We start from the raw sequence: 13174 nt of genomic DNA, 5'->3' as shown, positions 1-13174 counted from the left end.
GTGTGAATAAACACTGATAAAATCCGGAGGTAATCTATGAAAAAGTGGCAATTATCAGAAGCAAAGCAAAATTTAGAAAAGATAATAGATCATGTATTACAAGGTAAGGTGCATGCAATAGTAAAATCTAGTGGAGAAGTAGTATATCTAATCGCCGGTGAGAAAAATAATATGATAGCAGAGCAAGCAAAGTTAGGTTGTCAAGCAAATACAGATTTAATAACTTCTGAAATATACAAGTAATAATGAAGTTAATAATGTTTATTATAATTATTTTGCTTGGTAATTATAGTTATGCATCGATTGGCTGCGTAGGAAGATTTGTAAATCCAATAACTGATATTTGCTGGAAATGTTTATTTCCAATTACGATAGGAGCAGTAAAAGTAGTGCCAAGCCCTATGGCTGATACTAATAACCCAAGACAAATAATTTGTTTTTGCCCTAAACCTGGCGTTCCTGTACCAGTGCCCGGAATTCCAATTGGATTCTGGGAGCCCGTACGGTTAGTTGATGTAACGAAATCTCCTATGTGTATGGTAAGCCTTGGTGGTATTAGCCTTGATACTAGCATGCAAAAAGGAGTTAAGGATGATATAGAGGGAAGTAGCTTTTATCATGTCCACTGGTATATCTATCCGGTTATTTACTGGCTTGAGATATTACTTGATTTTGTCTGTTTAGAGATGTCACAATTTGACTTAGCATATTTAACTGAATTTGATCCATTATGGGGAGATGATAACAAGGCTGCTATATTAAATCCTGAAAGTTTGTTATTTGGCAATATTGCAGCTCAAAGTGCCTGCATAGCTGATTGTGTGAGCTGTAGTTCTGGTAACCTCTCAAATGATGCGATGTTTTGGTGTGGGGGATGTCAAGGTTCTCTTTATCCCTTTACCGGTACAACTAGCTCTCATAATGGCGGAGTTGGAACTTCTGCATTAATAGTGGCTAAATTTATGGCTAAGTTACATAGGGAGTTATTATTATGGGGTTATATGGGAAGCGAAGGATTATGTGGTAAATATCCAATGCCAATAATCAAGAAGAGCCAATATAGACTGCAGATGACTTACCCTATAACGGAAATTCATTCTTGTAAAAAGATTGGTGAGACTGAAACTACCTGGCAGGGTGCACGCGAATTCCCAGTTAAAGGTGAAGATTTTGGTTATTTGATTTGGCGTAAACGCAGTTGCTGTCTCTTTTGATTTTATAATGATGATGTAGAAGCTAAATTTACAAATATAGAGATATGCAATTTAACTTAAAGGCAATAATTTTAACTTGTTTACTAATATTAGGTGGAACAAGTTCTTTGGCACAACCAGCAGTATTGTTATACAATATATTACAACCTAAGTTAGAGCCTAACACATATAATAACATCTATATTTTTGTTTCATTTTCAATGCCTGATTCAGCATTAAAGAGTTATTATATTGAAGCAGAACAAGAAGGAGCAAGACTTGTAATGCAAGGTCTAAAAAATAATTCTTTTTTAGAAACTAAAGCAAAAGCTGATGAAATTGGTATTAGCTTTGATATTGATCCAAATCTATTTGAGAAATATCAAATTACTTCTGTACCGATAGTAGTGATAGATAATAACCAAGGCAAAGTTAAAAAACTAGCAGGTCATATAGGATTAAATGATGCATTGCAGATAATGCAAGAGGAACAAATGTGAGACAAAGTATTAATATTATTATGTTAGTTATTTTAGTGATGAATGCAATCAGTTCTTACTCTGCTACTATGGAGGATAGTTATAATAGTGCCAGACAGTATGAACACAGTATTAAGCTTGGTAATCCTGATCAAATGGGTAATAAGATAATATTTGATAAAGAGGTGAATATATCAAATTTAAGTAAAATGAATGATCAAGACTTAGCAAATCAAGGTAGTGTTATGCTAAATAACTCTGCACAAGGGCAATTACTGCAACAAAGTGAGCTGAAGAAAATAAATGCAATGCAAGAATATGACCTTAATCCTGACAATCCCTTAATTAGTAATTCAGCTAAGATTGAGGCAGAGCCATTAAAGCATACAGAAGGGACTGCACTTAATGTTAGTGAAAAAGTATTGAAAACCAAAATTAATAAGAGTTGCTGTGAAGGGGTAGAATTTGAAGTAGATATTATCAGAAACCTCATACTAGATGCTGAATTAATAGATAAATGGGGAGATTGGCAGGATCGAAATATAGCATTTTCAGGTTCTGAGATAAGTAACAGTTATCGTCACTGGCTTTATCCTGTCTTTTGGAAAAAGAAAAGACGTTTAGGTAAGCGTAAAACAATATACAGCATGCATATGCATAATAATCAGATCATAATGGAAGAAGTGAGAGCAGCTATTGTTGCTAAGTTAAATACTTCCCTTGATCATATTGATACATATATAGGAATTTCTCCTCAAGGAGAAGGAGCATTAACTGAAGGCTGGGATGGTGATATAGTAAAATGGGATAGATATGTTTTTACTTATAAATATCGTGATAAAATTAAAGTATTTAGAGAAAAAGGTGAGTACTTCCAAATAGTAAATGAGCTTTCAGAAGCTTTGGTTGAGGAAAATGAATGCCATGAAATAAATCGCATATGTCTTGAAGCTGGTAATAAGTTGTTTTTTAATCAATATAATGTTAATCGTCCATGCTGGAGTGAGCAAATTAAATATCAATGTAGTAGTGAGCCAAAATATGGGTGTGATCATTTAAAGAAGCAAGGTTGTGAACTTGCAAGGAGCAATTGCATTAGGCAAGCTGCTAGTATCTGTTTGCAATGGCACAAAGATTACATATGCTCTAATGAGAAAAAAGAACTCAGCTCTTCTCTTGCTGGATCACAAATGTTTTGTTTAGGAGGGAATTGTCATACTGCAACTATTGTGCCAAATAATGATATTGGGAGTGTTGGGCACCTTGCCATGTTAAATGAAATGAAAAAAGATATGCAGACAAATCCGATTTCAGTATTTAAGGGGCATGCCAACAGTTGCCGCAAAACAAATATTGGCAATTTTCTTAATTGTTGCTCTGGATTCAAAGGTTGGGGTAAGGATTTAGGGCTGAGCCAGTGTAATGCAGAAGAAAAAGCCTTAGCCTTAAAAAGGGCAAAAGGTCAGTGCTACTATGTTGGGACATATTGTGCTAAGAAAGATAAAATATTTAAGACATGTATTACTAAAAAATCTACTTATTGTTGTTTTAATTCAAAACTTGCAAGAGTATTTCAAGAGCAAGGTAAAGCTCAATTAGCTATTAGTTTTGGCACAGGGCAGCAGGCTAATTGTCGCGGGTTTACAGTAGAAGAGTTACAAAGAATAGATTTTTCTAAATTTGATTTAGAGGAGCTATTTAGTGATTTACTTGATCATGCTAAAAGTAAAGTGCATAAGAGCTTTCCACAGCAACTAAAAAACCAGATGCCTATAATAATGCAACAACAAAAATTTAATAATAATCATACTGATTCAAATTTATCCTATTAAAATGATGAAGTGGCTAGTAAACACAATAACTAAATCATCACTAGCTATTACATTACTAGTAATTAATTTATTGTTATTAATCAATGATTGGTCAAATCATGCATTTGCTGGTACTATGGAGTTAGATAGTAGTAATAAAAATGAAATGATCAGGTTTAATGTAAATAATCAGTTTTGGCAACAACCTCAAGGGTTTTTATGGTATAACGAGGATCATGCTTACAAGCCAGAAATATTAAAATTTTCTCAAGATCAAAAAAAGCAAGAGCCAGAACTTGAGCCTTATGATCAAAGGATAGAAGCTTTAAAGAAGGAATTTAATAGAGCTAAACGTAAAGCCTTAGATGATCCTACTCTTGAAAATGTCATTATTGCTCAAAGGTTACACAAACAAATTTTAGAAAAATCACATAAATTTGCCACCATGTGGCAACTAGCAACGATATTAGATTACAAGCTAGTAAACATGGATGAACCAGTAAATTCCTTACATAAAAAATTATATGAAGTAAGGCAAGAAGAAGAAAACAGCCAAAAACTAAGATTGTTAGCTAAAGATTGGGGATTAATTCTGCAAGTAAATCAAGGATGTGAGTATTGTCATGCATTTGCTCCCATTGTAAGAGAATTTGCAGATAAACATGGCTTTCAATTAATTTTTGTCAGTAATAGTGAAACTAGATTTCAAGGGATTTCAACCATTAAAGATACCGGTTTGTTACAAACACTAAATCCTGCAAAGCTTGTACCGGTATTATATTTAGTCGATAGCAGCGGCATACAAATATATCCAGTTGCAAGAGGAATTATTAGTGAAGATAAAATTGCTAAAAATATTTTATTGATAGTTCAGCACTATAATGGACTAAAGGTTAGTGATCATGATTGGTAACAATAAGTTTAGAAGAGTAATCCAAATAAAACATGTGATGCATATTCTCATGATAGTTTTATTGTTACAAGCAACAACATCTTATGCTTGGGATGTGCAAGATGTATTTGAAGGGATGAGTGTTAATGTAACTAAACCTGGTGCATATCAATCCCAAGCTGCCGGTTATTATGCTGCAGGAGGGCTATCAATGCGGACAGGTAAAACAGCTTTTAATCCGATCTCTATAACTCCGCCAACACTGACCATGAGCTGTAGTGGTATTGATTCTTACCTTGGCAGTTTTTCGATTATTTCAGGAGATGAGCTAGTTCAGCTAATGAAAAATATAGGCTCACAAGCAAAAGCTTATGCTTTTTCATTGGGCCTTAAGACCTTTGCTCCGCAAATAGAAAATGCCTTAAAAGATTTAAGAAATCTTGCTATGGAAATGAATCAATTTGCCAAATCTGATTGTGAGATGACTAAAGCTATATTTGCTTCCATTTTGCCTAAAGATTCAGCCATGAGAGAATCAGTATGTCGGGATTTACAATCCAGCTCTGGCTTTGATTATTTTGCTGCCGGTAAAAGGTGCCGTAATGATTTAGAGCAGAAACAAGCTTTAACGAATATTCAAAATAAAGATCCAGAGCTAATGCTAGATAATTATAATATTTTTATCAAGGCAGCAGAAAAAGCAGGGATTCCTGAAAATATGAGAAATGCCATTATGTCAATGACGGGAACTATAATAGTTCGAGATAATAATGTATATTTCTTTGAATCACTTGCTCAAGATGAAAAGAGCTGGATTACACATTTAAAAGGTGGTGAATCAGCATCAATTTATAATTGTGACAATATTCATTGTTTAAATCCAGCAATAAGACGCAATATTACTATTGCTCCAGAGCAATCATATCAAGGCAAGGCTAAAACCAAGCTGGATGAATTAAAGAGTAAACTTGTTAGTAATAACGAGTTTAGTAATGCCGATATTACTTTCCTATCCTCAATAGGGGAGGCATTTCCAATATATGATTATATTACCTTAGAAGCAATATCAGGAGTTACTATTTTAGATAGCTCTTCAGAATTAGTTGCTAGTTATAGTTTACTGCAGCATTTAAAGGAAGTGATATCTGAGGTAAGAAAAGCAGTTACTATGCTCAAATCAAAGCAAGTAGCAGATCATCATTTAATTGCCTACTTAAAAGCTTTAGATCGAGTACAACTTTTTGCTCAGGAGAAATGGATTAATATGCTAACTAGTAGCGATCAGATTGATAGAAGAGCAAGATTAATAGAACAACATTTAATAGCTAAAGAGAGGGCTTAATTATAAATTAAAATTAGATGAGCAAGCAGATAAGCAGGTACAAAAATAAGCAAAGAAGATAAAAATATAAAAAGAATATGACAGATTACGTAATACATACATTTGGTGGCGGAGATATATTATGGCAAGTTTTTAATGGCATAGGAAGAGTCTTTGCCTCAAATAGTGAGTATTTTACTCCGGTAGGTCAGTTTGCTTTGACAATTGGTGGAATTTGGGCAGCAACTCGTGCTATTTTTAGAGGCAATATCAGTATTTTTGCTATGGAATGGTTTTTTCCATCTCTATTTATTTTTATCTTTTTATTTGCTCCAAAAGCAAATATTTGGTTAAAAGATGAAATATCAATGCAAGCTCCTGTGAAAATTGATAATATTCCAATAGGAATTGCTTTTTTTGCTTCTATATCATCAAAAATAAGTTACTCTTTATCAGAGACGCTCGAAAAGCATTTACTGCCACCTGATGAAGGGTTATCAAGTAGGAAGAATGGGATTATGTTTGGAGCAAAAGCAATTGGTAAAATTAAAGATATTCAAATAGAGGATCCAGTAACTTTAAGCAATACAAAAGAATTCTTAAGGCAATGCTTTATGAAACCTTATATAATTGGTAATATTTTAGGTAAAAAAGCCGAAGCACAAAGAGCTAGTGACATCATTGCTTTTATTCAGCAAAATATGCCCAATAATTTTGGTATTTATTATAAGGATCCAAGTAATTCTACTATTTCTTTTAAAACCTGTAAGCAGGTAACTCCTTTAATTAAGGCAGCTATTAATAAAGAATTAAACGATGGATTACTAACTAAATTTGCAAATGGTATAGGGATTAGCTCGGGTAAGCAGGAGATGTTAGCAAGTAGATTAAAAGCTATGACGTTAAAATATCTTAAAAAAGAGCAAACAGATATTCACCAGTGGATGAGGCAAGCAATGTTACTTAATGCTAATCGTGAAGCTTATGATGATTTAAGAGAAAAATTCTCACTTTCTAGAATATATCCTCAGTTAGTTAGTATGAATGCGACTCGTGGATTATTTCAGCAATCCTTTTCTTACCTGGTTGCAGGAGAGATGGCAGCAAATATCATGCCTATCTTACAATCAGTATTTTTTGCTTTGGTAATTTGTCTCATTTTCATAGTATTTCCAATGTCAATGTTGCCCGGTGGTTATACTATCTTTAAAACTTGGATAACATTAATCATTTGGGTAACCAGCTGGCCAGTGTTTTTTACCGTAATTCATTGTTTGGGGATGATTAGCCTAGCTGGTAAAAGTGCAAATCACCTTACTGGTTTAAATATCTTATCGCAGGGGAGTTTTTCAGAAATTCTGTTGCATGAGTTTGCAACGTTTCAGATGTTGGCAGCTTCAGTTCCGATGTTATCCTGGGCAGTATTAAAGGCTTGTGCTCATGCAACAACAACATTAGCTAATCAATTTTCTCCAGTACCGGTTGCAAGTAGTATTGGAGCTAATATTGCTGATAATAATCTTGCTATGGATAATTATAGCATTGGTAATAGAACAATTGCTCAGCAAAATCTGACCCCAACTTTACAATTGGCAGGAGGAATTATTGATTATGGAGGAATGAGGGTGACCAGTACTGATAGTGGTAGACAGGTATTAACGCAAGCAGTAGACTCCTTAGTAAATAACTACCGCTCTTCTAAATTATTGCAAGATAGTTATCAAAGTCAGTTTATGAGTTCACAAAGTTATCTTGACTCATTAAGTGATCGATATAGTGATTTAACTACTACAGGAAATTCTATAGCAACTGAAATAGGCAAGAGATTAAGCTATGAAGAGGCAAAATCTATCGGTATTACTGATAGTGAGTATTTGGCCTTGCAACAAATAAATTCAGATAGCATATCTGCTACTGATCATACAGGTAGTAGTAATAGAAAAGGAACGAGTACTAGTGCCGATATAGGTTTAAATGTTCCTAGTCTGGGAGGAACAAAAGTTGGATCAAGTAATGACAAAGTACAAGATCAAGGTAAGTCAGTTAATCAACAACAATCATATAATGAGGCATTATCTAAAATTAAGAGTGCTACTAAAGATGGCAGATTAGGTCACACAAATAGTGATCTGCAGTCACTTAGTAATAATCTAAATAGTAATTTTTCTGAGCAACAGTCTGTAGGGCAAGAAATAGCAAAAACCAAACAAAATATCGAGCAATTAAGCTGTAACATGAACTATATAGCACAAAACTCGGCTGTTATTGATCGTAATTTAAATGAACCAGTATTGAATAGCATAATTGCAAAAAATATTCCTGGAGTAAGTAGTAAAGAGCAAGCTGCTATGTGGGCAGGTACTCACCAAAAAGAGGCTGAACAAATAGCTTTAGATATAGCTAAAATTAATAATACTATACCTCAAAATTTAAGCTCTACAAGTAGCTCCCGTATTCCAACTAAAGAAAGCTTGCGATCAAATTTTGATAAAAATACCAAACAATTAAATGACCAAGCTGCTATTAGTAGTATTGATGACAGAAAAAATGATGTTTATGATAAAAGCATAGAACAAATGCTAATTAACAATATAGACGATAATGAAGTAGAAAAAGTAAAGATTCTTGAGCAGTTATCTGATAAAGTAAAAGATAAGAAGGCACAGATTCAGGATGAATTTAATAAAACTCCTGAATCAACGATTGTAAGAACTGGCCAGAAAATAGCAGATAATCTTGAGATCAGTGATAAGGCTATAAAGAAAAGAAACATTAAACTATCAGGCTATAAAAATGAAAATAACTAAAGAACCCTCAGCTATAAGCTGAGGGGTTATAAAGTGGAATCGATTAGAAATCGATCATCATTCACAGGTTCACCTTCCTGTTCATCAATATAGCGCTGTATCATTTCATCAGTTATATTACCTGAACTGACCGCCATATAGCCCCTAGCCCACAAATGATTGCCCCAAAATTGTTTTCTTAAATGAGCAAATTCTTGCAATAAAATTCTTGAGCTACTACCTTTTAAATACTGTACTAACTTGCTAAGAGATATTTGTGATTTATATGAGATAAACATATGCACGTGATCACATGATATTTTCCCTGAAATTATATATACTTCATGTTCCATACAAATCTGCCTTAGTAAATCTCTAGCCCTTTCCGCTACTTTGCCTATCAATACTCTCTTCCTATATTTTGGTATCCATATAAGATGTACTTTTAAATCATACTGACTATGACTATTCTTTCTATAACTTCTCATGTTTCTTGATATAAATTCATTGCTAAAGCAATTTCATTATATCTTCCCTTCGCCTGAAGGCGAGGGATTTCTTATCCCCGAAGGGGGACATTAAGAAGAAATTTATGCAAAATATAAAAAAATTAGCGATTTTATCTATCTGGCCATTAATACTTTTTAACATTGTTTTAGCAGAAGGCTCAAATAACTCTGTTAATGAAAAACCACAACCAATAGATTCACAAAACAAGATTCAAGATCCAAATACTTTAGCAGAAGAGTATTTTAATATTGGAAAATCACTTTATAAATTAGGTGAATATCAGGAAGCTATCAAAAACTATGATTTAGCTATTAAATATAAGCCTTACTATGCTATAGCTTATAATAGTAAAGGAATAATTTTTAATAAGTTAGGAAAGTATCAAGAGGCCATTAAAAATTACGATTTATCCATTAAATATAACCCTCACTGTGCAGAAGCATATAATAATAAAGGAAACGTTCTAAATACAATAGGACAGTATCAGGAAGCTATAACTTTATATGACATAGCCATTAATTATAATGCTAGTTTTGCAGAAGCATATAATAATAAGGGGAATTCTTTAAACAATTTAGGAAAATACCAAGAAACAATTGAAAATTTTGACCTTGCTTTAAAATATAATTCAAGATATCCAGAAGCATATTATAACAAGGGAATCTCTTTAATGTCTTTATGGCAACATCAAGAAGCGATAGAAAACTATGATTTAGCTATTAAATATAAACCAGATTATGCAGATGCTTATAACAACAAAGGTGCAACTTTAATAAACTTAGGAAAATATACAGAAGCAATTGATACTTGTGATATAGCTATTAAATATCAGCCCAATTGTGTAGAAGCATACTATAACAAGGCTATCTCTTTAAACATATTAAAAAAATATCATGAAGCAATAGAGAATTGTGATTTAGCAATCAAATATGATCCTAATTATATAGCATCATACTTAGAAAAAGGTATAGCTCTTAGAAAATTAGGAAAATATCAAGAAGCAATTAAGAACTATGATTTAGCTATTAAGTATAAATCTGATTATGCTGAAAGTTACTTAGAAAAAGGGATTACTTTAATTAGCATGGGAAAAGAAAAAGAAGCTAAAGCAAATTTTCACTTAGCTCTTAAATACAAACCTAATCTTATGACAGAATATAGAGGAATAATTAAAGCTTTAAGGCAATTAGGTAATAACCTTATGGCTGATGAATTTGAGCAGAAATTACAGATATTAAAAAATAATCTATAATTGAACATGAAACTAAAAAATAAAATTAAGCTAGAAAATACAAATAAATTTGCTAGCAAATTTATTTAGCCTTACAATCAAATAGGAATTAAATGAAAAAAGAAATTATTAGTCTTGAGTATAAAGAATTTTTAGAACAACTGAAGCAACGTGTATCTAAAAGTCGTTATAAAGCTGCAATAACTATTAATGAAGAATTGATATTCTTATACTACTATATTGGTTGTGAAATTTTACAAAAACAACGTCATTATGGTTGGGGAGCGAAAGTGATTCATAACTTAAGTAAAGATCTATTAAAGGCATTTCCTGAAATGAAAGGTTTTAGCGTAGCAAATTTACATAATATGCGTAGATTTGCTGAGTTATACGCGGATTCACCAATTCTCCAGCAGCTTGCTGGAAAATTACCATGGTATCATCATGTTATTTTAATGGAACGAGTAAAAAGGCAGGAGGAACGAATTTTTTATATGCAGCACGCTGTACAATATGGGTGGTCACGTGCAGTAATGATACATCAAATAGATGCGAAGTTATATGCCCGACAAGGACAAGCTATTACTAATTTTAAACAAAAATTACCATCACCAACTGCAGAATCAGCAAATCAAGTTTTTAAGGACCCATATTTCTTTGATTTTCTTAATATAGGTAAAGAAGCTCATGAAAGAGAAATAGAACATAACTTAATGATACACATGGAGAAATTTTTACTAGAACTAGGTAGTGGTTTTGCTTTTGTAGGGCGTCAATATCATTTACAAGTTAGTACACGAAATTATTATCTTGATCTACTATTTTACCATTTAAAGCTTAGATGTTTTATAGCTATTGAGCTAAAAGCTGTTGAATTTGAACCAGAACATGCTGGAAAGATGAATTTTTACTTATCGATAATTGATGATAAATTAAAACATCCGACAGATAACCCATCTATTGGTCTTATATTATGTAAGACCAAAGACCAAGTACTTGCTGAATATGCGTTGCGTGACATGAGCAAGCCTATTGGTTTAGCAGAATATCGTATTACTGAAAATCTACCTGAAGATATTAAAACGTCTCTACCCACTATCGAAGAACTAGAAGCAGAGTTGGCAAGAGAATTTGACAACAATAAAAATGTCCAAGGAAAAGTAGTCACTCGTGAATTATCAAAATCAAAAGCATAGTCAAAATAATTTTACTCGTGGTTCACAAATTTTTGCTCATCAGATGAGAATGCTTGGGCAAGGCAGTATTAATGTTTTAACTATTGGATTAATATTTACTGTAGTTTGGCTAATGTGGCGTACATATCAGAAATTATCCTTAGTAAGCTTATATTATTTTATTATAGAGAGATATGTGGGGTTAAAACTTGCTATAGGAGAACATTTTTATCCTATAGATCAAATAGGTATTAAATTCTATTATTTAGAGCAAAAAGCTTGGGTTTACCGTAATGCTGAAGAATTTGTTTATAAATTTTGGCATGTTACACCGCATTCGCATAATATCAATCAATTTGGGCAATTCTTATTGCATTCGGCTTGGCAAGAAGGTATTATTACTTTTACTGTGAGCATGTTTACTGCTATCATCTTTTTTATGTATCGAGGTAAAAAAGCTGTTATCCAAGATAAGATCAGAGGAGCAGATTTTGTAGAAGCAGGTATTTTAGCAAAAATGCTTTATAAAAACAACCAAGCTGCTAATATTTGCTTTTCTGGATTACCATTAGTTAGAAATAGTGAAAGAAGACATATTCTTATTACCGGTACTACAGGTAGTGGTAAAACTAATATGTTAAATGAGTTATTACCTCAAATTAGAAAAGAGCATGGTAGAGCAATCATTGTTGATTTAACCGGTAGCTTTACTGATAGATTTTTTGATCCCAAATGTGATAAGCTACTTAATCCTTTGCAAGATGGTACAGAGCATTGGTTGCCTTGGAATGATTGTCATGAAATTTGGGATTTTAATGATATAGCCAGTAGTTTTAGTAATTATAATCCAAAATTAGATGATTTTTTTGCTAAAAGTGCTGAGTTAGTATTAGCTGAAGGATTAAGATTATATCAGGATAGTAAAGACATCAGAAAGCTAATAAATACTATTCTTTATGCAAAATAATAAAGAATTTGCAAGGGTCTTTAAAAATAGTGCAGTATCTGGTATAATTAGCAGTAGTGCACCTGAGATTTCTTCAGGTATTCAAGCAACTATTAGTAAAAATATTGAAGTGTTGCAACATTTAAAGCCTAAAGGTGAATTTAGTATTAGAAAGTGGTTTACTGCGGACAAAGGTTGGTTATTTATCACTAGTACTCCTAATCAAAGAGTAATGCTTCGACCACTTATTGCCGCATGGATTAGCATAGCAATAAAAGCATTAATGAATAGGAATATCAATAATGTTAATAGTAATATGTGGTTTGTAATTGATGAATTACCAGCACTGCAAAAGATATCTTCACTCCCTATAGCTTTAGCTGAAAGTAGGAAATATGCTGGCTGCGTTGTTGCAGGCATGCAGAATATCCATCAATTAGAGGAGATATATGGTCATGCAGGAAGTAGCTCAATGCTTGATCTATTTGGCAGCAAATTTATTTTTCGGGTAAGTGATCAGCAGACAGCACATAAATCAGCTTTAATGCTTGGTGAGCAAGAAATTATTGAAACTCAAGAGAATCTCTCTTATGGCTCTAATACTGTGCGTGATGGAGTAAATATGCACAGCTTAGAGAAAAGGAAGTTATTAGTAATGCCTTCTGAAATCATGAATCTACCGGATCTTACCTGTTATGTAAAGCTTGTGGGTAATTTCCCCATTACTAAATTACAAATGAATCTGCAAACTTGATTTAAATCCAACAAATATAAAAACCATTTTAATGGCATTTTTAAAAGATTTTAATTACTTCACGTAAGGGGAATAC

Annotated in this window: 10 protein-coding genes and 1 pseudogene; 10 read left to right on the top strand and 1 reads right to left on the bottom strand. The window is 32.8% G+C overall.

The window, feature by feature from the left end; genetic code table 11:
* Positions 1–36: 36 nt before the first annotated feature.
* The 7 genes from REIS_RS06905 (at position 37) to REIS_RS06875 (ending at position 8503) form a co-directional block, all read left to right on the top strand.
* Positions 37–243, top strand: coding sequence for a type II toxin-antitoxin system prevent-host-death family antitoxin (locus REIS_RS06905; protein ID WP_008579892.1), 207 nt, complete (start codon positions 37–39; stop codon positions 241–243).
* Positions 244–245: 2 nt separating this feature from the next.
* Complete coding sequence (gene traU / locus REIS_RS06900) at positions 246–1214, top strand: conjugal transfer pilus assembly protein TraU (RefSeq protein WP_008580559.1); 969 nt, start codon at positions 246–248, stop codon at positions 1212–1214.
* Between the two features lie 44 nt (positions 1215–1258).
* Positions 1259–1693, top strand: a complete 435-nt coding sequence (locus tag REIS_RS06895) for a TrbC family F-type conjugative pilus assembly protein (protein WP_008580557.1) — start codon at positions 1259–1261, stop codon at positions 1691–1693.
* 20 nt (positions 1694–1713) lie between these two features.
* Positions 1714–3504, top strand: coding sequence for a conjugal transfer protein TraN (locus tag REIS_RS06890; RefSeq protein WP_008580556.1), 1791 nt, complete (start codon positions 1714–1716; stop codon positions 3502–3504).
* Between the two features lies 1 nt (position 3505).
* Entirely contained in the window at positions 3506–4396 is an 891-nt protein-coding gene (locus REIS_RS06885) for a conjugal transfer protein TraF (RefSeq protein WP_040614730.1), read from the top strand.
* Positions 4386–5717: a conjugal transfer protein TraH gene (locus tag REIS_RS06880; protein WP_008580552.1), complete on the top strand. Its 1332-nt coding sequence runs from the start codon at positions 4386–4388 to the stop codon at positions 5715–5717. Before REIS_RS06885 ends, REIS_RS06880 begins: the two co-directional genes overlap by 11 nt.
* A 77-nt stretch (positions 5718–5794) precedes the next feature.
* Complete coding sequence (locus tag REIS_RS06875; RefSeq protein WP_008580550.1) at positions 5795–8503, top strand: conjugal transfer protein TraG N-terminal domain-containing protein; 2709 nt, start codon at positions 5795–5797, stop codon at positions 8501–8503.
* A gap of 26 nt (positions 8504–8529) precedes the next feature.
* Here the strand turns inward: REIS_RS06875 and tnpA are convergent, their stop codons facing one another.
* A complete protein-coding gene (tnpA, locus tag REIS_RS06870) occupies positions 8530–8970 on the bottom strand; it encodes an IS200/IS605 family transposase (RefSeq protein WP_008579324.1) in 441 nt (146 codons plus the stop codon).
* A gap of 104 nt (positions 8971–9074) precedes the next feature.
* Here tnpA and REIS_RS06865 point away from each other — a divergent pair, with 104 nt between their 5' ends.
* The 3 genes and pseudogenes from REIS_RS06865 to REIS_RS06855 all read left to right on the top strand — a co-directional run bounded on the left by REIS_RS06865 (position 9075) and on the right by REIS_RS06855 (position 13098).
* A complete protein-coding gene (locus REIS_RS06865; RefSeq protein WP_008580548.1) occupies positions 9075–10244 on the top strand; it encodes a tetratricopeptide repeat protein in 1170 nt (389 codons plus the stop codon).
* 92 nt (positions 10245–10336) lie between these two features.
* Positions 10337–11419 (top strand): YhcG family protein, encoded by a 1083-nt coding sequence (locus REIS_RS06860; protein ID WP_008580546.1) that lies wholly within the window; start codon positions 10337–10339, stop codon positions 11417–11419.
* Positions 11420–11462: 43 nt separating this feature from the next.
* Positions 11463–13098 (top strand): annotated as a pseudogene (locus REIS_RS06855) (type IV secretion system DNA-binding domain-containing protein).
* Positions 13099–13174 lie beyond the last annotated feature (76 nt).

Source organism: Rickettsia endosymbiont of Ixodes scapularis (genome assembly GCF_000160735.1).
Classification (GTDB): Bacteria; Pseudomonadota; Alphaproteobacteria; order Rickettsiales; family Rickettsiaceae; genus Rickettsia; species Rickettsia tamurae.
This window is presented reverse-complemented; position numbering and strand designations above follow the sequence as displayed.

Bases quoted from the DNA above. Each gene is read 5' to 3' on its own strand.
- REIS_RS06895 (WP_008580557.1), top strand. From the start codon at position 1,259: ATGCAATTTAACTTAAAGGCAATAATTTTAACTTGTTTACTAATATTA.
- REIS_RS06880 (WP_008580552.1), top strand. From the start codon at position 4,386: ATGATTGGTAACAATAAGTTTAGAAGAGTAATCCAAATAAAACATGTG.
- REIS_RS06905 (WP_008579892.1), top strand. From the start codon at position 37: ATGAAAAAGTGGCAATTATCAGAAGCAAAGCAAAATTTAGAAAAGATA.
- tnpA (WP_008579324.1), bottom strand. From the start codon at position 8,970: ATGAGAAGTTATAGAAAGAATAGTCATAGTCAGTATGATTTAAAAGTA.
- REIS_RS06875 (WP_008580550.1), top strand. From the start codon at position 5,795: ATGACAGATTACGTAATACATACATTTGGTGGCGGAGATATATTATGG.
- REIS_RS06890 (WP_008580556.1), top strand. From the start codon at position 1,714: ATGTTAGTTATTTTAGTGATGAATGCAATCAGTTCTTACTCTGCTACT.
- REIS_RS06865 (WP_008580548.1), top strand. From the start codon at position 9,075: ATGCAAAATATAAAAAAATTAGCGATTTTATCTATCTGGCCATTAATA.
- traU (WP_008580559.1), top strand. From the start codon at position 246: ATGAAGTTAATAATGTTTATTATAATTATTTTGCTTGGTAATTATAGT.
- REIS_RS06860 (WP_008580546.1), top strand. From the start codon at position 10,337: ATGAAAAAAGAAATTATTAGTCTTGAGTATAAAGAATTTTTAGAACAA.
- REIS_RS06885 (WP_040614730.1), top strand. From the start codon at position 3,506: ATGATGAAGTGGCTAGTAAACACAATAACTAAATCATCACTAGCTATT.